The sequence below is a fragment of the Marinoscillum furvescens DSM 4134 genome (genome assembly GCF_003386095.1).
GTDB lineage: Bacteria > Bacteroidota > Bacteroidia > Cytophagales > Cyclobacteriaceae > Marinoscillum > Marinoscillum furvescens.
Genome location: NZ_QREG01000005.1, coordinates 133621 through 154087 on the forward strand (window position 1 = coordinate 133621; position 20467 = coordinate 154087).

A 20467-nucleotide genomic window follows, 5' to 3' on the forward strand; every position below is an offset into this window, starting at 1 on the left:
CTTCTTAAAATCAATTGGTTGTGTGTTACTAAAGAGTTAATTAGCCTATATTGATAATGAAGGCGTAGAGGTTGGCTCCTTTTTTTAGTCCCAGGGATTTTCGGAGGCGATACCGGGCTATTCGCAGACTGTCTGGTGAGATGCCCATGATGGCAGCCATGTCTTTGGAGTGAAGGTTTAGTCTAATCATGGCGCAGAGTCTTACTTCTGCGGGACTGAGGTTTGGGTAGAGCTGTTTTAGCCTCACAAAAAACGCTGAATGTACCTGCTGAAATACCATTTCGAACTCCTGCCAATCATCATCCATTGTAAAGTTGTAATCTATGGACTTGATGAGCTTTTTAAGCTTTAGATCCATGTTTTCAGGAGGAGTCTTTCGGACGTCCTTTAGTTTCTGGCGCATTTCCTGCAAAAACTCGTTCTTTTGAATCATGTGCAAGGCGCTTTTGGTGAGCGACTTGCTTTTGAGTTCCAGTTCTCTTTGCAAACGTTCTTCTTGTAGGCGTTGATTTTCCAGGTCTGCGCGGAGCTTTTGTTCTGTAAGCTGAAAGTTTTTTACCTCCGCGGCGTTTAGCTCATTGGCAGTTTCCAGCAGTTTGCGTTTTTTCTCATTTTTGGTCCGCTGCTGATAAAATATTAGTGACCCCAACAGTCCAAAGCCTATCGCGCCAATAGTGGTTAAGAATGTAAGAAGTCTGTTAAACTGGCGCTCCTTTTCAAGCAGATGTATGCGCTGCTGTTTTTGGTCAAGTTCATAGATGGATTCAGTATTGGCTATTTCTTGGGCTATTTCCTGGGTAAACAGCTTACTTGTTAGTTCATAACTACGGTTGAGGTAGTGTAGTGCTTCTTTGTGGTAGCCTATTGCTGCATAGATTTTAGACAGGTCACGACATGCACTTTTTATTTGATAATCCAGATGGAGGCGTTCAGCCTGTTGCAATGTTTTTTGTGCATACCTAAGTGCCGTTTCATGTTCATTCATTTTGCGATAGCAGTCTCCAATATTGTTGAGGTTAGCTAGAGCAGCAGATTGGTTTCCTGACTTTGTATTGAGAAGGTGAGCTATTTCAAAATGAGTAAGTGCAAGGTCGAAGTTTGTGAGGTCTTCGTAGATACTACCAATGTGGTCATGAATCTGAGCAATGCCTGCAGAATCCCCTAATGTGAGGTAGCTTTTTAGAGCTCGTTGCTGAAAGTAAAGCGCACTATCATACAATTGAATCTTTTCGTAGTAGTGGCCTAGCTCGCCTTCCATAGCAGCCATACCCGGCTGGTCATGCAGTTCTGTATATCGCCCATGAGCTTTGAGTAAGTATTGATGTGCTGTAGCATAGTTTCCGGAGCGCTGGTACACTCTGCCAAGTAGCTTTTCGGTCTTTGCCAACTCAGGGTTAAGCTGATATTTTTCAAAAATCCTCGAAGCTTTTTTCAAATGCCTGGTAGACAGGCTTAGTCGGCCCATTTCATAGAGCAGGTTTCCCAGTAGCAAGCTGGACCTGGCAATGCCGGGTTCGTACTTTTCATTTACTGAAAGGGTGTGCGCATGCCTGGCAAGTAGTAATGCAGTGTCCGGGTGGAGGCTCTGGTTTTGTCCGGCAATAAGTAATAAGCTTTCTATATCTGGCCTATTAGAAAATGAGTCTTGATCTGAAGTTTTTGATCCGCAGCGCATCATCCCCCATGCCATTAATAGTAAGATGGGCCAGGATAAGCGGTATTTTTCCAGAAGTGACATGTTCGTCTGATAGTGCTTAAATCATCGAAAATAGCTCGACGCTTTGACTGCCGTAATGATATTCTAAAAGGATAATCAGAATTTAATGCTGAGTTTAAATTGAGAGGGTTGAAGCTTCAGAAAAGTTGTTTTCTTCTATTTTTGACGGATGAATAAGCAACGTCCTGTATACCCCATCACCATCAAGCAAGAGCGGGAGGTAAAGCGGATCACTTTTGCCTCAACCATCAGAGACATGATCAGTGCATTTGATTTGGATCATGGACTACTATTCACACTTAGGCTGCTTTTCACCAGGCCCGGATATCTGGTCAGCTTTTATTTGGGTGAGGGTAGAGTGAAAGTGTTCAATGTCTTTAGGTTGTTGTTGGTCACTACGGCGGTATGCTTGTTTCTAATGGGGATCACTGGCCTGGAGGATTTTTGGATAAGTGCTAGCCTGGATACGGGCAATGAGGAGGCTGTAGAGAAGGTCCAGCGCCTGGTGATCGATTGGTACAATCTGTTTCTTTGGGCAGGCATTCCGGTCTACGCGCTTTTTTCATACCTCTTTCACCGAAAGGCTGGATACAATTATGCGGAGCATATCGTGATGCAGACGTTTAACATCTGTGCGGCGAATCTGCTAACACTTTTTTGGCTTTGGCTGGCGAGTACTTTTGGTGCTAATTGGATGCTGGGGCTTCTTTTTGGCTTCTCTATGAGTTATTACATCTGGCTGGTGGCCACATGGATAGGTCAATACACTGTAATAGCTTTTTTGAAATATATTACCTCATACCTGTTAGCTACTCTGGTTTATATTGTGCTAATGTCTATGGTAGCAGCTGGGATATATAGTGGTATAAGTTCGTAGACCACCATTGTACTTGGAGGCATTTAAAAAAATAAAAAAATCTTAGCACAGTTCTTGTAAAATAAAAGGGTTCATTTAGATTTGCAGTCCCATTCAAACGGAAGGGAGTAAAACTTGAAAATATGGTTTTACAAATTACAAGCGAGAGTAGCTCAGCTGGTAGAGCACAACCTTGCCAAGGTTGGGGTCGCGGGTTCGAATCCCGTCTCCCGCTCAGAAGTCCTGCCCGACAGCTGTCGCAGCAGGACTTATTTGTTTAAAGGCACTTGTGTCTTAAAAATTTGGCTTACCAATAGCCAACATCTGCAATGCAGATGAATGCCTCGGTGGTGGAATTGGTAGACACGCAGGACTTAAAATCCTGTGACCATTGCGGTCGTATGGGTTCAAGTCCCATCCGAGGTACAGAAAAGCAGTTCATTTTTGAGCTGCTTTTTTTGTTTGTAGCAGTTTATTATTAAAAACCTTATTCCTCCAATTCCGGATGAAAGGTTTGATTGATAGGCAGTGTGATACACACTTTTGTTGCCACATTAGGAGTTGACTCAAAGGTGATCTCCCCCTTATGCTCCTGTACTATAGACCGGGCAATGGTAAGTCCAAGCCCGGGGTTGTTGTCTTTGGTGGTAAAAAAGGGTTCAAACACTTTCTCAGCATCTGAGGCATTCAAGCCTTCTCCATTATCGGTGATTTCCAGGGAAATGTGATGTAGGTCTTTTCGAAAAAGTCTTATGGTAATTTCACCCTTGTCTTCGATGGCCTGCAGTGCGTTGAGTAGGACGTTGACAATGGTTTGGTTGATTTTGGCCTGATAGCATTCTACTGGAGGTATGTTGGCCAGCATTTTATTGACGGTTACCCGAAACCCTATTTGGTTATTGAGGAGTGTCAGGGCATTTTCGATTTCTTTTTCCAGTACTATAAACGAATAAAAGTTTTGTGAGTCAGCCGAAAAGGCACTCAGGCTTTTTACAATGCTTGTACTCTTATTAGCTCCCGAGACGATAGCATGTGCTAGCTCCCGGCTTTCATCCAATATTTCACGATATTCTTCGAGCTGACCATTTGCAGACAATCCATTGGCTAGCCCGTTCAGTTCTTCCAGGTTTTTTAGAATGCATTCTGCTCCGCCTCTGATGTAGTTGAGGGGGTTGTTGAGTTCGTGGGCGATTCCAGCGGTAAGGTGTCCCATAGAGGCTAGCTTTTCTGACTGAATGAGCTGCCCCTGAGCTGCTTTTAGCTCCTGGATGGCCTGTACAAGTTCCTGGTTTTGGCGATGTAGTTCGCTGGTTTTTTCTTCTACCTTAGTTCGGAGTAGCTTGTTTCTCAGTTTGAGTTGTTTGCTCCTAAACCTGATGAACATATAAAGGATCAGGGCGGCCACCACACCTAGCAGCACCTCAAACCAAATGGTATCCCAAAAGGCTGGTGCGATCGTTAGTGTTTGGCTATATGCTGATGCACCCCACTCCTGGCCTTTGATGCGAGCCTGAACTTCGAGTTGGTAAGACCCCGGCTCTAGTTTACCGTAGAGTACGCTACGCTGGCTGTGGTATGGGACTCGCTGCCACTCAGTTTCTAGCCCCAATAGTCTGAATCGATACTCTATGCGAAATTCGTCATAATACGAAACAGCTTTGTAGTGAAATCGAATATTGTTTTGGTCGTACCCAAGCGAGTTTTGGTCTGAATTTGTTCCGTTTACCTGATAATGCGATATGGTCACCTGAGGTGTTGGCACCTTGGGAGTGACAGGGTCGAAAAAGGAAACCCCCTGATCTGTGCCGATGGCCATCTGCCCATTAGAAAGTAGCCGAAAGGCATTGCGATTGATTTCATTGCCCACAAGTCCGTGTTTAGTAGACATTTGTTGATATCCATTCTCGTCCAGGTGAAAAATTCCCTGATTAGTGCCTGCCCAGAGTTTGCCATCTCGATCTTCCAAAAAGGCATATACTGCACAGGATGCGGGTAGCTTATAGGTTTTCGAAGCAGTGAGTTGATCCCCGGCGATTTCACGAATCCCATCTGTGGTGCCTAGTAAGGTTTTACCCTGATAGAAGATTTCGTTGTAAATATTATTGCCCGACAGTTCATCATCCACGATCGTCATTTTCTGATCAAAATCATAAACGCCAGTTTGAGAGAGTAGCATTGCCCGGTTTTGATCCAATACCAGTTTGCGTACTGACCCTGAGGTGATCACACGCGGATATGAAGATTTCACCCATTTGCCATTGTTATAGGAGTAGAGTTGTCCACGAGAGAGCGCAAAAAGTTGGTCATCATACACGTGTAGGTCAATGACCCGGGTGTTGCTGCCTGCTGGATGGTAGTGCTGAAGAGTTCCGTCTGGCAGAATAGATACTATTCCAGCTTCATTGGCTGCCATATAAATGGTACCCCGGTAGGCTACAATGTCCATGATCCGTGGGTTTAAATATTTTTGAGCAAAGACGTGTTTAGAGATATGACCATCTGGATCCAGGATGTTAAACCCATTGTTGCTCCCTAAAAATATGCGGCCATCGGATGCTTCATAGATAGCAGTTACTTCGTTTTCTAGTAGTTGGAAGCCATTATAGCTGTAAATATTTAGGTTGTTTACTTTGAAGGCTCCACGCAAGGTGGCCACCCAGAGGTTTTTTTCATGGTCAAACAGCGCCCTGATGCAGGTGTGGTCTTTGTCAAAAAGCCGGGTGATGATCGGTGTCTTTGTTCCTTCTTTTAGGTCATATTGTGTGAGTACAGAGTTGTAGCTATAGTATAGTTTATTTTGGTGCAAAAGAAGGTTTGAGTTGGCAGCAGGTTCTTTCAAACCTATGGGTTGGTTATCAAAATAAAGATGGAGGCTGTCTTGAGAAGTGTTGAAGTGGCCTAGCCAATCTGCTCCCATTAGGAATATTCGAAAGTTCTCCAGGTCTGGGAGCATGGCTTTCACTCCCGGCTTATGGTGCATTTGGGTGAGATTTCCTTTATGAAACCGAAACAGCCCTTCTGAAGTAGCCGCTAGAATAGATTCACCCATAAATGCCAATTGCTCAATCACAAGGTCACTAAGGCCATTTTTGAAGCTAGTGGTACTCCAGGATTCCCCGTCGTAGATTATGAGCCTGGAGGAGGTACCCAGTGCAATACGAAAGGACCCTGAAGGGTCCAATGAAATTGCTATACGATATTGGAAATGAATATCTCCTGCTCCTATAGAATTGGGCAATGGTATTTCTGACCAGATCCCATGTTTGAAATATCGAATGGACAGTCCGTTTTTATCCAGGCCGGTAAGAATTACAGAACTCTCGGGAAGTGCTTTGAGCCGGACATTGCCATGAATAGGCAAGTCTAAAGAGTCATGAAAGGTATGCCAATGTAGGCCGTCATAGGCTACGAGTCCAGCTTCTGTCAGCATCCACATTTCTCCAGTGGCAGTTTGACACATGTCAAAAATGCGATTTGAGGGCATGCCAGATTCGTCCTTATAGACGGTAGCCGAAAAGTACTGCGCTGAAGTATACAATGGAACAGCGAGAAGAAATAAAAGTCCCCACAGGCTATTCCCGAAACTTGATGTCCACATAAGGTGTAACTGTCTACAGTGAGTTGAACAGAATTAAGTTGACAGTGTGGTGATCGTTTTCGACTGACAAAACTAGTGAAAATTCTGCCATTTGAAGGTTTATCCCCGATTGGCAGGATTTTAATGTTCTTTGGCAGGATTAAAATCTGCCTTTGCAAGATCTTAGTTCTGCCAAATGACAAATGAAGCAATATTCATTTTGATAAATGGATGATTAGCAATTTTAAAATTGGATAATGGAACAATTGATATGGTATAGCGCACAGACTGGTCAATACACGTTTGGATCAGAAATGGACCTCAAAGTAGCCGAGTCGCTCACAGGAGAGGAGATGGAAGTGCTCTATGAAATGACAGATGCTGAAATGCCCATCATAAAGAAAATTGTGAATCAACTCAACACCGCCAGAGTGGAATCATCACTGACAAACTCTTACACTTAAAGTATAAAAATCATTTAGACATTTAAAATAAGCCCGATGCGAATGCTCGGTCTTGTCTATAGCTGGTTGGGGCCCTGACGGAAACGTCAGGGTTTTTTATTTTATTTTTTGATATATCGTAACATTACGATGAAAAACATCGTAATATAGCGATGTAAACAAAACCTAATTATCATGACAGATCAACAACTTAAATTTCATGTAGCTATTCACGTTTCTGACATTTCAAAAACCAAAGCTTTTTATCAACGACTTTTTGATGCACAACCGGTAAAAGAGAAACCAGACTACCTCAAGTTTGAGCTTGACAACCCAGGCTTAATCATCACTTTTTTGCAAGTGCCACAGAGGGTTCAAAAAGACTTTGGCCATCTCGGGCTAAAAGTGATGAATGCTGAAATATTGAAAGAACGAAAGGCTGCTATTCAAAAAGAACTGACATTAGGTCTGGAAGAAGAAAGCACCAATTGCTGCTATGCCCGGCAAGACAAGTTTTGGATATCCGATCCCGATGGTTACGAGTGGGAAGTCTATCATCTCATTGAGGATGTAGAGGTGAATGACCAGAGGCCTGAGAGTGCAGCATGTTGCTAATTATTTTTTACTTCTTAATATCGCAATAATGCAATAATGCATTATTGTGGTATTTTTTTATTGTCTTTGCAATTCCAAACATTGCTGAAATCTAAAATGAAGCTTAATCCCACACTACTTCAGTACATCGATGAGCAGGTATTGCCTGCAACACTACGGCTGACACCTGAGCGTAAGGCAGCACTAGAGCCGCTGATCGCCTATTTGAAACAAGAGCTTGCTACTGCAAATCCACCCAGGCTTGTATTTATCTGTACGCACAATTCCAGAAGAAGCCATCTTTCTCAGATCTGGGCGAGTACCGCTGCGGCGTATTATGGTATTCAGGTTGAGACCTATTCAGGAGGAACAGAGGCTACCGCTTTCAACCCTCGGGCAGTGAGAGCAGTGGAGCAGGCAGGCTTTGGTATAGAAAACCCCGGGGGTGAAAACCCAAGATATATTGTCACTGCAGGAGACACACTTAAATTAGAGGCCTTTAGTAAGCGATTTGATGATGAGGCAAACCCTACCGCAGACTTTGCAGCTGTGATGACGTGCTCAGACGCTGATGAGGCTTGTCCGTTTGTGCCAGGCGCAAGTCAGCGCATCAGGCTCTTATACAATGATCCCAAGGAAGCAGATGATACGCCACAAGAACAAGAGCGCTATGCAGAGCGATGCCTGCAGATTGCCAGTGAGCTTTTTTACGCATTTCAAAAAGTGTCCAATAAACAATGAGTACAAAAAAGTTAAGTTTTTTAGACCGATACCTTACGCTTTGGATTGGGTTGGCCATGGTATTGGGGGTAGCTATCGGGGCGGTATTTCCCCAGGTGGCAGGTTCTATCTCAAGTTTGAGCACGGGAAATACCAACTTTCTGCTGGCCACGGGGCTCATACTGATGATGTATCCGCCATTGGCAAAAGTGGATTACCGTTTGCTACCGCAAGTGTTTGCGGATGTGAAATTGCTTTCTGTATCACTATTGCTCAACTGGGTGATAGGTCCTGTGCTCATGTTTGCACTGGCCATTATCTTTTTACGAGATCACCCCGAATATATGGTGGGGCTGATCCTGATAGGGCTGGCACGCTGTATAGCTATGGTGCTGGTTTGGAACGATCTGGCTGATGGCCATCGTACCTATGGTGCCGGACTCGTAGCGCTCAACAGTATCTTTCAGGTGATTGGTTACAGCTTTTATGCCTGGCTGTTTATTACGGTACTTCCTCCTTATTTTGGTATGGAAGGAGCTATTATAGATATCCCTATAGCCCTGGTAGCCGAAAGCGTAATGATTTATCTGGGAATTCCTTTCATTGCCGGAATACTGAGCAGAGCTGTGCTGACAAAGATGAAAGGAGAAGTCTGGTACAATGAAGTGTTTATCCCGGCGATATCTCCTATTACGCTGATCGCTTTATTGTTCACTATCGTATTGATGTTTAGCCTAAAAGGCGACTTGATCGTTCAGATTCCTGGAGATGTGCTATTAGTAGCTATTCCATTGTCCATCTATTTTGTAGTGATGTTTTTAGTGGGCTTTATTATTTCCAGGATTTCTGGTGCTGACTATGACAAAAATGCAGCCATCGCATTTACAGCTGCTGGCAACAATTTTGAGTTGGCCATAGCTGTGGCTATCGGTGTATTTGGTTTACATTCCGGTCAGGCTTTTGTGGGAGTTATAGGTCCGTTGGTAGAGGTGCCTGCGCTAATTGCTCTTGTTAGGGTGGCCTTTTGGCTAAAGCGCAGATGGTATCCTGTCCACTGATCAAGTACTGACAATTAACATCTTTTAAGAACTCACGTATGTATAACGTGCGCGCCCTGCTTGCAGGGCGTTTTCTGTTTAGCCAAAGCCGGTTATTTTTGCATTCGCAGAAAAAACCCTTTAAAACAAAAAAGCAGACATGGAGCAAATAGGTCAGGATCTCAAAAAAGAACATCAGGCGAAAATAAAGCAGGTGATCTCCGAGGTAGGAAAAGTGGTGGTAGGCCAGGAGTATATGGTAAATCGCCTTTTGATCGGCTTGTTTACGCAAGGACACATCCTACTGGAAGGTGTGCCTGGTCTGGCTAAGACCCTTACGGTAAATACACTATCCAATGTGTTGCATTTGGACTTTAAGAGAATCCAGTTTACCCCTGACTTATTGCCAGCGGATCTCATTGGTACCATGATCTACAACCAGCAGAAAGCTGATTTTGAAGTGAAAAAGGGTCCCATATTTGCCAATCTTATACTGGCCGATGAGGTCAACCGATCTCCTGCCAAGGTGCAGTCGGCATTGCTAGAGGCTATGCAGGAAAAGACGGTGACGATTGGAGAAACCACCTTTGAGCTAGACCGTCCGTTTTTGGTGCTGGCTACCCAAAACCCGGTAGACCAGGAAGGAACCTACCCACTACCTGAGGCACAGGTAGATCGTTTCATGCTCAAAGTGCACGTGGACTACCCTACCAAAGAGGAAGAGTTGGAAGTGATGCGCCGGATGGCCAATATGACGTTTAAGTCTGAAGTGGAAACGATGCTTTCTAAAGAGGATATTTTTTCGATCCGTCAGGAAATCAATCAGGTGAGCATCTCCGATTCCCTGGAGCGTTATATCATAGAGTTGGTTTTCGCCACACGAGACCCAAAAGCCTATGGGTTAAATGACGAAGCACAGTACATCCAATTTGGAGCGTCACCACGAGCATCTATCAACCTGAATCTGGCAGCCAAGGCAATTGCCTTTTTTAATGAGCGTGATTATGTGCTGCCAGAAGATATTAAGGAGATTGCTCCTGACGTGATGAACCATAGAATATTGCTCAACTATGAAGCCGAAGCAGATGGAATCACTACTCATCAGATCATCCAATCTATCCTTAACAAGGTACAGATATCCAAGTAAGACACACTAAACAGACTTTTAGAGGGTGCCACAGAGCACCCTTTTTTATGCTTCACATTTTCTTAACAATGGTAATGACTAGTTAAAGAACCTATTCTCAGTTTAATGATATCGTAACAGCGCAAGTGATGGTAGTTAACATTGGGCAGACACCTTTGCACTCGTAATTGATTGAACTAATCACTTGAAAAACGAATCTAAAACGACAATTATGAGAAAGTTACTTGCTTTAGCTGTTACGCTATCAGCAGCTCTTACCTTCACGGCATGTGAAGAAGATGGGGGCACGGTTATCGAAGAAAAAGAAGTGCTGGAAGGCGGCATTGGTGTAGCTGTAAATAGCGACATCACGTCCAACACTACCTGGTCTTCAGACTCTATTTATATCCTTCAGTCGCGTATTGTAGTAGAATCTGGAGCTACTTTGACGATTGAGCCTGGAACAATTGTAAAAGGTGAAGCTGGATCTGGTGCTAACGCTACCGCTCTTATAGTAGCAAGAGGAGGAAAATTGATGGCTAAAGGTACTGCTACCAAGCCGATTATCTTTACTTCTGTTGCTGACAAGATTACTTTGGGTCAAGTTGCAAGCCCTAATCTTTCTAATGATTTGGTAGGACTTTGGGGTGGTGTGATCATCCTGGGTAATGCTTCTGGTTCATTTAAAGGTAATGTAGAATCATTCCAAATCGAAGGTATTCCTGCTGATGACACTAGAGGTCTTTATGGTGGTACTGTAGAAGATGACTACTCTGGCGAAATCACTTATATCTCTATTCGTCACGGTGGATCAAACATCGGAGAAGGTAACGAGATCAACGGATTGACACTTGGTGGTGTAGGTTCTAAAACTTTAATAAGCCACGTAGAAGTAGTTGCAAACCAGGATGACGGAATCGAGTGCTTCGGTGGAAGTGTTGATGTTTCTAATGCGATCGTATGGAACGTAGGTGACGATGCTTACGATATGGATCAGGATTACAAAGGAACAATTGACAACTTCATCTTCATTGGTGGTGACCAAACTGATCACGCTATGGAGCTTGACGGTCCAGAAGGTGATGCTACTGACGCCATGTTCACTTTGAAAAATGGTTCCCTTAAAGGCTGGAACGATGATGGTGAAGGTGGAGGAGAGTACATCGACTTCCGCTCAAACGTAAGAGCTAAAATCGCTGACAGCTATTTCTTCAATTTCTCTGCAGACTCTGATGTGGAGCTTGACAATGAAGGTGTGGCTACTAACTATGTAGATGGTAAAATCATCATGACTGGCCTTCAGTTTGATGTAAGCCACCTTTCTGAGGGTAACCTTTCAGTAGCAGACATCTTTGTAGACAAGTCTGACGCTAAGGATGCATTCTCAAGAGCTCAGCTAGATGCTACTAACCAGGTAGTGACTACTGCAACTGTAGGTGCTGACAAATCAGCATTCTCAGGATGGACCTGGGCTGATGCAAGTGGTGAACTTTCTGATTTCTAAATCAGGGTAAAACACATAATAAAGTACATAATATTATCCAGCTCGCGGGTTTTTCTCCCGCGGGCATTTTTTATACAAGACGTTTTCATATTTACTAATTATTAATTTTATGCGTTTGAAATATTCTTTTTTGACGCTTCTTTTAGTGTGTATTTCCACTGTGCTTTCGGCACAGAATGGATTTATTAGAGGGAAGGTAATCGATGATGCTTCAGGAGAAGAACTCATCGGGGTGACAGTGTTGATACAGGGTACCACTAAAGGTGCTGTTACAGATTTCGATGGAGCATTTCAGATCTCTATCGAGCCTGGAACTTATGACTTGAATATTTCATTCGTGTCATTCAATACAATTACAATTACAGGAGTAAATGTTGCTCCTGGCGAGGCTACTGTTATCGACGGTATCCGTATGAAAGAGTCGGTAGAAGAATTAGAGGCAGTTGTCGTTACTGCCGAAGTGATTCGAAATTCTGAAGCTGCTCTATTAACAGTAAAACGTAAGTCTACCAACGTATTGGACGGAATCTCAAGCCAGAGCTTCCGAAAAATGGGTGATGGCAATGCCGCCGCAGCTGTGAAGCGTGTGACAGGAGTGTCAGTGCAAGACGGCAAGTATGTATACGTAAGAGGGTTGGGTGATCGCTATACCAAGTCTATCCTAAATGGCATGGATGTACCGGGCCTTGACCCTAACCGTAATACACTTCAGATGGATATCTTTCCTACGAATGTGGTAAACAGCATTGTAGTGATGAAGTCGTTTACCGCGGACCTTCCTGCGGACTTTACAGGTGGTGTGGTAAACGTGGAAACCAAAGATTTTCCAGAAGAAAAGACGATGAGCGTGTCAGCTGGAATCAGCTACAACCCATCCATGCACTTTCAGAGTGATTACCTGTCTTCAGAAAAAGGAGGAACAGATTGGCTCGGTTTTGATAATGGCGACAGAGCTATTCCTACGGGTCGGAGCGAAAATATTCCTTTGTTTACGGAAGTAGTAGGCAATGCCTCAAGCACCGAAGGCCAGCAGTATAGAAATATTCTGGAAAACTTTAATAAAAATCTGGCAGCACGTCCTACGACTAATTTTATGGACTATAGTCTTGGCTTTTCAGCCGGTAATCAGAAAAGCTTTGATAAATATACATTGGGTTATAACGTAGCTCTATCCTATAAATACAAAACCAATTTTTACAAAGATGCCATCTACTCTAGATACGGCATAGAAGGAGATCAAAGTGTATTTGAATTGGATAGGTTGGAGTACCAAAAAGGAAACTTTGGTGAAAGTGAAGTGCTACTAGGCGGACTTGCGGGTCTTGCTTTGAAGACGAAAAATGCGAAGTACAAGTTCAATCTTTTACACCTTCAAAATGGCCAGTCAAAGGCAGGTATTTTCGATTATGTAGGATCTGATCTGGGCTCCAACTTTGAAGCCATCCAGCACAATATTGAATATAGCCAGCGGTCTATGACCAATGGACTTTTGAGTGGTACCTTTTATACAGAGGATAAGACCTGGCAATATGATGTGAGCTTCTCTCCTACGTTTTCAAAAATAGAAGATCCGGACATCCGCTTCACAAGGTTTCGTACAGATAATGGAGGGTACTCCATCGGCACAGAGTCTGGAATCCCTGAGCGAATCTGGAGATTTCTGGATGAGAAAAACTTGTCATCTAAAGCTCAGGCAACGAAAGAATATGAGTTGTTTGACAGAGACGCTAAATTGAAATTCGGAGTTGGTCATACCTACAAAAATCGAAACTACGAGATTCAGGGATTTCAGATCATTCCGAGACCAGGGACTAACCTGAGTGGGAACCCAGATGATTTGTTTGCTGAAGAAAACCTTTGGCCAACAAATGAAAACGAAGATCAAGGTACCACCTACGATCCAGGCTTCATACCTAATAACCCGAACCTGTATGACGCAAGCGTAAATAACTATGCTGCGTTTGTATCAAACGAGTTTTCGATCCAGCCGAAGCTAAAGTCAATACTTGGAGTAAGAATGGAGAAATACTACCAAACTTACACTGGATCAAACCAGCAAGGTCTTACTTACATCAATGAGGCAGTGATCGATGATTTGGATTTCTTCCCGTCAGTAAATCTTATTTATGCCTTGAGTGAGACACAAAATTTGAGAGCTTCTTACTCTAGCACAATAGCAAGGCCTTCGTTTAGAGAGTCTTCTTTTGCCAATATCGTAGATCCTATCTCTGGACGTACGTTTATTGGAGGCTTTGCTCAGGATATAGATGTAAATGACCCGAATAGAGCGGTAATTTGGGATGGTAATCTGCAGGCTACACGTATCAATAACTTTGACCTCAGATGGGAGCTCTTCCAGAAAAGAGGTCAAACTGTATCGGTAAGTGGATTCTATAAGTCATTTGATGCACCTATAGAGATTGTACAGTTCGTGCAGGCACCGAACAGCTTCCAGCCTAGAAACGTAGGTAATGGTACGGTGCTAGGAGTAGAGTTAGAGGCACGTCAAAATTTCGGATTCATTGCGCCTCAGTTGGACGTATTCTCAGTAAATGCCAATGTAACGATTGTAGATTCTAAAATTGAAATGAGCCCTTCGGAGTATAACTCAAGAGTGAATATTGCCAGAGAAGGTCAGGTCATCGAAAACGAGCGTAACATGGCTGGTCAGTCTCCATTGATTGTAAATGCAGGATTGTCTTATGCTGGAAGAAACAATGGCCTAGAAGCCGGGCTTTTCTACAATATGCAATCTGAAACACTTACTTACGTGGGTATAGCCAACATCCCAGATGTATACACCGTACCTTTTCATGCTTTGAACTTCAACGCTTCCTACACGCTTGGAGCTAGAGATCATATGAAAGTTGGATTCGGAGTAGATAACATCCTGAATGATGACAAAGAGTTCGTTTATAAGGCTTACAATGCAAAAGACGAATTGTTCAGTAGATTGAGCCCCGGAAGAGAGTTTAGCTTGAGCTTCAGCTACAACTTTTAAGAATAAAACTACATTAACTAAAAAGGCCACTACATGTCAATGGAGTGGCCTTTTTAGTTGTACCTGTTGTGAATCTAGCGGATGGAATTAGGGCAATCTGATGACCCTTCCATCCATCGGTTGAGCTCTGCTATCCGAAGATTGGTTAGCCGGATTAGCTCGTCGCATTTACATACAAAGTAGCTTTCACCGTGCTCCTTTTTGTAGTCTTTGACGTCTCGAGGGAAAAGAGCTCTAACTTGCCGATCCCGGTATTGTACCCAATAAACTTGAGCTTCAGTAAGCCGGTCTATAAAGCGTTTTTCACCCGCATACTTCTGTTCGATTTTGTTGATTAGGTCCAGCATCTCTTTATCTACCTGATCATAATGAGTGCATGACGTTTTACTTTCAGTGTTGTTAGGATTCTTTTGGCACGCTGCCAAGGATATAAGAAAGGATAAAGCCAAAAATGTACCTCTAGACATTAGTTTTTTTGCTTAAAAATATCTGCTTTCCGACTTTTTATCCACCCTGGAATGAACTTTCTCCTGTTGGTTACTATTTCTTAATACAGTAACCTCTTCATATTACATTGACTAACCAAAGGCTCCTCTATGAGGGGCCTTTGGAGTTTCTATAGTATTGCTGGTTTGTTCTAATAAGCCGTGTAGATATTTTTGATGAGCGAGCGATATTCCTGAATGTCTTCGCGCAGCTTTTCCAGCTCGCCTACCCTGCGTGTTCTGAGTCGCCCTTCAGATTTTTCTACACGTTTACTTGCTTTGGCTGCTTTCTTCTCCAATTTTTCCAGGCCTGCTTCGAGCTTTTGCAAATACACCGTTTGCTTAAAATTTTGCATGACCTGTTTCACCTGACTCATATAGTCGGCGTGTTTTTGCTTTGGGATTTTCTCGGTTTTTAATGTCAGGAAAAATTGACTTCCAGACCCTTTGCGCAGTGTTTTTGAATATAGGGTAATCTCCACGGTGCCTTGGTGAATATCACTGGGGATGGTGATCTCATAGTAGCTGCGCATATTGAGCGGCCGCCCAAAGTCCTTCGAAAAGCGCCACCATTCTTTTGCTATTTCTTTTGCACCAAAAGGAAAATCTGTAATGTATCCCTTTCGTGACTGCCCGGCCAATGTAAGCGTTTCTTCATAGATGTTCGGCGTGAATTGCTGGGCACACAGAGGAAACAACCAAAAAAAATGCAAGAATACAAGGAGGATTCGGCCAGACATATGTTTATTAGTTCGTGCAACGCTACACTCTATGACAAAGATATTAATCACGGGCGGAAGTGGACTGGTAGGGTCTCATCTTAGTCAGATGCTTGCTGCATCTGGATATGATGTACGACACCTGAGTAGATCAGTTACAGGTAAGGAACAATTTCCTACATTTGAATGGGATATCGCAGCCCGCCATATTGACCCACTGGCTCTGGAAGGTGTCACTCACATCATTCACCTGGCTGGCGCTGGAGTGGCGGATAAAAAATGGTCGCCAGCACGGAAAAAAGTAATCGTGGATAGCCGGGTGGAGTCTACTGAGCTTTTACGGCAAAAAGTGGCAGAACTCGATGTTGGGCTTCAGCAATTTATTTCGGCTAGTGCTATCGGCATCTATGGAGCAGATACCGGCGATCAGATAGTAGACGAGGAAGCACCACATGGGTCGGATTTTTTAGCAGAAGTCGTAGAAAAATGGGAAGCTGCTGCAGACCATTTTCAAGACATCACCCAGGTGGCCAAAGTACGCATCGGTGTGGTGCTAAGTGAAAAAGGCGGTGCCATGGTAGAGGTACTCAAGCCCGTAAAAGCCTATGTAGGCGCCCCATTGGGACGAGGCACGCAGTACATGAGTTGGATTCACATTGAGGACTTATGTCAGATTTTTAAGTATGTTTTGGAGCAACAATTGACAGGAACATACAACGCAACAGCCCCAAATCCCGTAACTAATGAGGCTCTGACAAAATCACTGGCCAAAGCCACAGGCAGACCGATGTTTTTACCCAATGTCCCTGCCTTTGTGATGAGACTTATGCTCGGCGAAATGGCACAAATTGTTCTCGGAGGAAACCGGGTTTCCTGTGAAAAAATACAAAGTCAGGGTTATCAGTTTAAATTTACCAACGTAGAGTCAGCCGTAAATGATTTGCTGACAGCAAAATAGACACCCCATTTTTTAGAAAACCTATTTAATTAACAACATGACAGAAAAAGCGAAAGAAGTTACAAAAGAGGAGGAAGAGAAAATCATTCAGGCCTTCAAGGATCGGGACTGGAACGAAATAAAAATTTCGGACTCTTGGGTTATTTTCAAAGTGATGTCGGAGTTTGTCGATGGCTTTGAAAAGCTCGCCAAAATTGGTCCTTGCGTATCTATATTTGGTTCGGCTCGAACCCGGGGTGATCACAAGTACTATAAAATGGCAGAGCAGATAGCTGCCAAGCTCGTTCGCCATGGATATGGTGTGATCACTGGTGGAGGCCCTGGTATCATGGAGGCCGGAAACAAAGGGGCTCATGATCAGGGTGGTAAATCAGTAGGACTAAACATCGATCTGCCCTTCGAACAATTTGATAATATCTACATAGACAGAGACAAACTCATTAATTTTGACTACTTCTTTGTTCGTAAGGTGATGTTTGTCAAATACTCACAGGGATTTATCGTAATGCCCGGTGGTTTTGGTACACTCGATGAGCTTTTCGAGGCGCTTACACTAATCCAAACAAAAAAGATCGGCAGGTTCCCAATTGTGTTAGTAGGCAGAGAATACTGGGGAGGACTTATCGATTGGATAGAAGGTACTCTACTGACAGCTGCCAACAACATAAATAAAGAAGACCTGGAACTTTACAGCCTGGTAGACACAGCAGAAGAGGCCGTAGCGGTTATTGATGAGTTCTACAGCAAGTACCTATTGAGTCCAAACTTCTAATCTGATTTCTAAAGCACATACATGAATTCTGCACAAGCCGAAACAGCTCAGCCACACCCTACTTCAGAAACACGCCCGGATATCGATCATCAGTCTATTGAGATCTATGGGGCTCGGGAGCACAACCTAAAGGAGGTGAGCCTGTCCATACCCAGAAACCAACTGGTTGTGATCACAGGGATCAGCGGTAGCGGTAAATCTTCGCTGGCGTTTGACACCATCTATGCTGAAGGGCAGCGCAGGTATATGGAGAGCTTTTCGGCCTATGCGCGTGCTTTTATTGGCGACATGGAGCGACCAGACGTAGACAAAATTAACGGTCTTAGTCCGGTGATCTCCATAGAGCAAAAGACTACCTCTCGTAATCCACGATCTACGGTGGGTACGGTCACAGAAGTTTATGATTTCTTGCGTCTGCTTTTTGCCAGGGCTGGTGAAGCTTACTCTTATGTGACAGGCAAAAAAATGGTCAAGCAGACCGAAGACCAGATCGTAGAACATATCCTGAAAACCTACGATAGTCAGAAGCTCATCATTCTGGCGCCGGTGGTAAAAGGCCGAAAAGGTCACTATCGGGAGCTTTTTGTACAGATCAGAAAAATGGGCTTTACCAAAGTCCGTGTCAACGGGGAGATACAAGAGCTCGTGCCAAAGATGCAGGTAGACCGGTACAAGACCCACGATATCGAAATAGTAGTGGATCGGGTGATCGTCCAAAAGAAAGACGAAAAGCGAATCCGGCAATCTGTGCAGGCCGCCTTCAAGCATGCCAACGGCATACTGATGGTGCAGGACGACAAGGGCGAAACTGCTCATTTTTCTAAATTCTTGATGGATCCGGAGTCCGGAATATCCTATGATGAGCCAGCGCCTAATACTTTTTCTTTTAATTCCCCGTATGGGGCTTGCCCTACGTGCAATGGACTGGGCCAGGTAGAAGAAATCTCCAAAGATTCGGTCATTCCAGACCCCAGTCTCTCCATTAGTCGTGGGGGTATAGCTCCCTTGGGAGAGTACCGAGATATCTGGATCTTCAAAAAAGTAGAGGCTATACTCAAGCGAAACAAAGCAAGCCTCACTACTCCTATCAAAGACATACCAGAAAAAACACTGGACCTACTACTGCATGGCGATAGCGTGCCGGTGGCAGTAAGCTCCGTGAAGTATCCCGGTACGGACTGGAATACCAAGTTTGAAGGGATCATCAAATTTTTGGAAAACCATAAAGATTCAGGAAGCGAAAAAATACGCCAGTGGGTAGAGGAGTTTACAGACATTACCACTTGTCCTGATTGTGATGGCTATCGCCTCAAAAAGGAGTCCCTGCATTTCAAAATCGATGACAAACACATTGGAGAGCTGGCCGAGATGAATGTAAACAGGCTCGCTCAGTGGTTTGAAGGATTGGAGCAGCGGCTCAGTGAACGTCAGAATGTCATAGCCGCAGAGATACTTAAAGAACTGCGTAAGCGTATCGGCTTCTTGCTAGATGTAGGGCTGGACTATTTAAACCTCAATAGACCTCTGAGGACACTGTCTGGTGGAGAAGCACAGCGTATACGGCTGGCCACCCAGATTGGCACCCAGCTGGTCAATGTACTCTACATCCTGGATGAGCCCAGTATAGGCCTGCACCAGCGGGATAATGTAAAACTGATAGAAGCACTCAAGGACTTACGTGATCTGGGCAATACGGTGATCGTGGTGGAGCATGACAAAGACATGATGTTGGAGTCGGACTTCATAGTAGATATCGGGCCTGGCGCAGGTATTCATGGAGGACAGATCATGGCGGCAGAGCCTCCTGCACAGTTTGTAAAAAACAAGTCGATCACGGCAGACTATCTCAATGGAGAGCGATCTATACCTGTGCCAGCAGAACGCAGAACTGGATCAGGCAACTTTTTGGAACTAAAAGGAGCTACCGGACACAATCTGAAAAATGTAGATTTAAAAATCCCACTCGGTTGCAAAGTGTGTGTGACAGGTGTAAGTGGTAGTGGGAAGTCTTCACTTATTCACGAGACACTTTACCCGGTGCTCAGGCGTCATTTCTACAAATCACGTACAGAGCCGCTCCCATACAAAAAGGTAACCGGACTGGAGCATATTGATAAAGTAATTGAAGTAGACCAGTCCCCAATTGGCCGAACACCACGGTCGAATCCGGCCACATACACCGGCGTATTTACGGATATAAGGGCGCTTTTTGCGGAGTTGCCAGAGTCCAAGATACGAGGGTATAAACCTGGGCGCTTTTCCTTCAACGTAAAGGGTGGGCGATGCGAAACCTGTCAGGGAGGAGGCATGCGCGTGATCGAGATGGATTTTCTTCCTGATGTACACGTGCCGTGTGAAACATGCAAAGGGAAACGATATAACAGGGAAACCCTCGAGGTTCGCTTCAAGGGCAAGTCGATATCGGATGTACTGGACATGACCGTGGAGCAAGCGGTAGATTTCTTTGCCAACCAGCCAAAAATTCTCAAGAAAATAGAAACGCTCAATGAAGTAGGTCTTGGGTATATTTCATTGGGACAGCATGCTACCACACTTTCGGGAGGAGAAGCCCAGCGGGTAAAACTTGCCACCGAGCTTAGCAAAAGAGATACTGGTAAAACATTCTACATACTTGATGAGCCTACCACAGGATTGCACTTTCAGGATATACAACACTTGCTGGAGGTAGTGCACAAGCTGGTAGGCAAGGGTAATACCGTATTGATCATCGAGCATAATCTGGATGTGATCAAAGTGGCAGATTACCTCGTAGATCTTGGTCCTGAAGGGGGCGAAAAAGGAGGCCAGATAGTGGGCATGGGCACACCGGAAGATCTGGCTGCAAACCCTAAAAGCCATACAGGTAAGTTTCTAAAAGAAGAACTAGAAGCCACCGCTCGTCAAAAATAGTAGCCACTGATCACGGGCAAATCGAAAAGTTTATTTGATTTGGCCTTA

The 20467-nt window shown here is 44.2% G+C and carries 15 protein-coding genes and 2 tRNA genes; 13 read left to right on the top strand and 4 right to left on the bottom strand.

Annotated features, from left to right (window positions below; translation table 11 throughout):
* Nucleotides 1-40 precede the first annotated feature (40 nt).
* The gene (locus C7460_RS07455; RefSeq protein WP_115867471.1) at nucleotides 41-1738 is read right to left on the bottom strand and encodes a tetratricopeptide repeat protein; all 1698 of its coding nucleotides are present in this window, start codon (nucleotides 1736-1738) and stop codon (nucleotides 41-43) included.
* 148 nt (nucleotides 1739-1886) lie between these two features.
* On the opposite strand from C7460_RS07455, the gene C7460_RS07460 reads away from it, so the two are divergent.
* From C7460_RS07460 to C7460_RS07470, 3 genes are all read left to right on the top strand, one after another.
* Nucleotides 1887-2594, top strand: a complete 708-nt coding sequence (locus C7460_RS07460; RefSeq protein WP_115867472.1) for a DUF3667 domain-containing protein — start codon at nucleotides 1887-1889, stop codon at nucleotides 2592-2594.
* A 141-nt stretch (nucleotides 2595-2735) separates the two neighbouring features.
* A tRNA-Gly gene (locus tag C7460_RS07465) sits at nucleotides 2736-2808 on the top strand.
* A 106-nt stretch (nucleotides 2809-2914) separates the two neighbouring features.
* Nucleotides 2915-2999, top strand: a tRNA-Leu gene (locus C7460_RS07470).
* Between the two features lie 61 nt (nucleotides 3000-3060).
* On the opposite strand, the gene C7460_RS07475 is transcribed toward C7460_RS07470, so the two are convergent.
* Complete coding sequence (locus C7460_RS07475; protein ID WP_115867473.1) at nucleotides 3061-6171, bottom strand: sensor histidine kinase; 3111 nt, start codon at nucleotides 6169-6171, stop codon at nucleotides 3061-3063.
* 236 nt (nucleotides 6172-6407) lie between these two features.
* Between C7460_RS07475 and C7460_RS07480 the strand changes: the two genes are divergently transcribed.
* The 7 genes from C7460_RS07480 (at nucleotide 6408) to C7460_RS07510 (ending at nucleotide 14575) form a co-directional block, all read left to right on the top strand.
* Entirely contained in the window at nucleotides 6408-6614 is a 207-nt protein-coding gene (locus C7460_RS07480) for a hypothetical protein (protein ID WP_115867474.1), read from the top strand.
* 174 nt (nucleotides 6615-6788) lie between these two features.
* Nucleotides 6789-7208 (top strand): ArsI/CadI family heavy metal resistance metalloenzyme, encoded by a 420-nt coding sequence (locus tag C7460_RS07485; protein WP_115867475.1) that lies wholly within the window; start codon nucleotides 6789-6791, stop codon nucleotides 7206-7208.
* Nucleotides 7209-7304: 96 nt separating this feature from the next.
* The gene (locus tag C7460_RS07490) at nucleotides 7305-7928 is read left to right on the top strand and encodes a low molecular weight phosphatase family protein (protein ID WP_115867476.1); all 624 of its coding nucleotides are present in this window, start codon (nucleotides 7305-7307) and stop codon (nucleotides 7926-7928) included.
* Entirely contained in the window at nucleotides 7925-8965 is a 1041-nt protein-coding gene (gene arsB, locus C7460_RS07495; RefSeq protein WP_115867477.1) for an ACR3 family arsenite efflux transporter, read from the top strand. The genes C7460_RS07490 and arsB overlap by 4 nt, the downstream gene beginning before the upstream one ends.
* A 139-nt stretch (nucleotides 8966-9104) precedes the next feature.
* Nucleotides 9105-10091, top strand: a complete 987-nt coding sequence (locus tag C7460_RS07500) for an AAA family ATPase (RefSeq protein WP_115867478.1) — start codon at nucleotides 9105-9107, stop codon at nucleotides 10089-10091.
* A gap of 211 nt (nucleotides 10092-10302) precedes the next feature.
* The gene (locus C7460_RS07505; protein WP_115867479.1) at nucleotides 10303-11574 is read left to right on the top strand and encodes a hypothetical protein; all 1272 of its coding nucleotides are present in this window, start codon (nucleotides 10303-10305) and stop codon (nucleotides 11572-11574) included.
* A gap of 109 nt (nucleotides 11575-11683) precedes the next feature.
* Nucleotides 11684-14575, top strand: a complete 2892-nt coding sequence (locus tag C7460_RS07510) for a TonB-dependent receptor (protein ID WP_115867480.1) — start codon at nucleotides 11684-11686, stop codon at nucleotides 14573-14575.
* A gap of 74 nt (nucleotides 14576-14649) precedes the next feature.
* Here the strand turns inward: C7460_RS07510 and C7460_RS07515 are convergent, their stop codons facing one another.
* Both C7460_RS07515 and C7460_RS07520 read right to left on the bottom strand, forming a co-directional pair.
* A complete protein-coding gene (locus C7460_RS07515) occupies nucleotides 14650-15042 on the bottom strand; it encodes a lysozyme inhibitor LprI family protein (RefSeq protein ID WP_115867481.1) in 393 nt (130 codons plus the stop codon).
* A 170-nt stretch (nucleotides 15043-15212) separates the two neighbouring features.
* Nucleotides 15213-15800 (bottom strand): hypothetical protein, encoded by a 588-nt coding sequence (locus tag C7460_RS07520; RefSeq protein ID WP_115867482.1) that lies wholly within the window; start codon nucleotides 15798-15800, stop codon nucleotides 15213-15215.
* Nucleotides 15801-15831: 31 nt separating this feature from the next.
* Here C7460_RS07520 and C7460_RS07525 point away from each other — a divergent pair, with 31 nt between their 5' ends.
* From C7460_RS07525 to uvrA, 3 genes are read left to right on the top strand one after another with little or no spacing between them, the layout of a single operon-like run.
* Nucleotides 15832-16737 (top strand): TIGR01777 family oxidoreductase, encoded by a 906-nt coding sequence (locus C7460_RS07525; RefSeq protein WP_115867483.1) that lies wholly within the window; start codon nucleotides 15832-15834, stop codon nucleotides 16735-16737.
* A gap of 37 nt (nucleotides 16738-16774) precedes the next feature.
* Nucleotides 16775-17509 (top strand): LOG family protein, encoded by a 735-nt coding sequence (locus C7460_RS07530; RefSeq protein ID WP_115867484.1) that lies wholly within the window; start codon nucleotides 16775-16777, stop codon nucleotides 17507-17509.
* A gap of 21 nt (nucleotides 17510-17530) precedes the next feature.
* Nucleotides 17531-20419, top strand: coding sequence for an excinuclease ABC subunit UvrA (uvrA, locus tag C7460_RS07535; RefSeq protein ID WP_115867485.1), 2889 nt, complete (start codon nucleotides 17531-17533; stop codon nucleotides 20417-20419).
* Nucleotides 20420-20467 lie beyond the last annotated feature (48 nt).

Excerpts from the sequence above, each read along its gene's own strand:
- C7460_RS07455 (WP_115867471.1), bottom strand. The coding sequence starts at position 1,738 with ATGTCACTTCTGGAAAAATACCGCTTATCCTGGCCCATCTTACTATTA.
- C7460_RS07460 (WP_115867472.1), top strand. The coding sequence starts at position 1,887 with ATGAATAAGCAACGTCCTGTATACCCCATCACCATCAAGCAAGAGCGG.
- C7460_RS07475 (WP_115867473.1), bottom strand. The coding sequence starts at position 6,171 with ATGTGGACATCAAGTTTCGGGAATAGCCTGTGGGGACTTTTATTTCTT.
- C7460_RS07480 (WP_115867474.1), top strand. The coding sequence starts at position 6,408 with ATGGAACAATTGATATGGTATAGCGCACAGACTGGTCAATACACGTTT.
- C7460_RS07485 (WP_115867475.1), top strand. The coding sequence starts at position 6,789 with ATGACAGATCAACAACTTAAATTTCATGTAGCTATTCACGTTTCTGAC.
- C7460_RS07490 (WP_115867476.1), top strand. The coding sequence starts at position 7,305 with ATGAAGCTTAATCCCACACTACTTCAGTACATCGATGAGCAGGTATTG.
- arsB (WP_115867477.1), top strand. The coding sequence starts at position 7,925 with ATGAGTACAAAAAAGTTAAGTTTTTTAGACCGATACCTTACGCTTTGG.
- C7460_RS07500 (WP_115867478.1), top strand. The coding sequence starts at position 9,105 with ATGGAGCAAATAGGTCAGGATCTCAAAAAAGAACATCAGGCGAAAATA.
- C7460_RS07505 (WP_115867479.1), top strand. The coding sequence starts at position 10,303 with ATGAGAAAGTTACTTGCTTTAGCTGTTACGCTATCAGCAGCTCTTACC.
- C7460_RS07510 (WP_115867480.1), top strand. The coding sequence starts at position 11,684 with ATGCGTTTGAAATATTCTTTTTTGACGCTTCTTTTAGTGTGTATTTCC.
- C7460_RS07515 (WP_115867481.1), bottom strand. The coding sequence starts at position 15,042 with ATGTCTAGAGGTACATTTTTGGCTTTATCCTTTCTTATATCCTTGGCA.
- C7460_RS07520 (WP_115867482.1), bottom strand. The coding sequence starts at position 15,800 with ATGTCTGGCCGAATCCTCCTTGTATTCTTGCATTTTTTTTGGTTGTTT.
- C7460_RS07525 (WP_115867483.1), top strand. The coding sequence starts at position 15,832 with ATGACAAAGATATTAATCACGGGCGGAAGTGGACTGGTAGGGTCTCAT.
- C7460_RS07530 (WP_115867484.1), top strand. The coding sequence starts at position 16,775 with ATGACAGAAAAAGCGAAAGAAGTTACAAAAGAGGAGGAAGAGAAAATC.
- uvrA (WP_115867485.1), top strand. The coding sequence starts at position 17,531 with ATGAATTCTGCACAAGCCGAAACAGCTCAGCCACACCCTACTTCAGAA.